Origin of the sequence: Terrisporobacter petrolearius (assembly GCF_020748185.1) — a bacterium.
GTDB lineage: Bacteria > Bacillota > Clostridia > Peptostreptococcales > Peptostreptococcaceae > Terrisporobacter > Terrisporobacter petrolearius.
Genome location: NZ_JAHZMO010000105.1, coordinates 1 through 815 on the forward strand (window position 1 = coordinate 1; position 815 = coordinate 815).

The 815-nt window shown below is 27.7% G+C and carries 1 protein-coding gene; it reads left to right on the forward strand.

All coding sequences use genetic code 11. The features are described from left to right. On the forward strand, positions 1 to 773 hold a 773-nt coding region (locus K0040_RS19835), incomplete at its 5' end, for an IS3 family transposase (RefSeq protein WP_228110415.1). Between the last annotated feature and the right edge of the window lie 42 nt (positions 774 to 815).

The window sequence follows — 815 nt, forward strand, 5'->3', positions numbered from 1 at the left end:
ATAGGGATATAAAAGAAGATAGAGATATAAAATCAAGAGATATTATATTAAAAGCATTTAATCACCGTGGATATAAAAGAGGCTCTAGGTCTATAAAGATGACATTAGAAAATGAATTTGGAATAAAAATGAACAGAAAGAAAATTCAAAGAATAATGAGGAAGTATAATATTATTTGTCCGATACGTAAAGCTAATACAAAAAAACGTATGATGAAGGCTACTCAGGAACATCGAGTTGTTCCGAACATGCTAAATAGAAAGTTTAAACAAAAAATTCCGGGGAAAGTTTTATTAACAGATATAACATATATGCCTTACGGCAATTGTAAAATGGCATATTTATCAACAATAAAGGATTCTTCAACTAATGAAATATTAGCCTATAATTTATCAAATAGTTTAGCTATAGATATCGTAACTAAAACTATAGATAATTTAATTAACTTAAAATCATTAAAATTACATAAAGATGCTTTTGTTCATTCTGATCAAGGGTCCCATTATACAAGTCCTATTTTTCAAAAACTTCTTAAAAAATACAATTTAGGACAATCTATGTCTAGAAAAGGCAATTGTTGGGATAATGCTCCTCAAGAATCATTCTTTGGTCATATGAAAGATGAAATAGACTATAAAAGTTGCAATACATTAGAAGAATTACAATTTATGGTAGATAATTATATGGATTATTACAATAATTATAGATGTCAATGGAATTTAAAAAAGCTGACTCCTAATAAGTATAGAAGTCAACTTTTAATGACGGCTTAGCCAGTCGTTTTTTCTAGTGTCCTTGACAAAGGGTCCATTTTA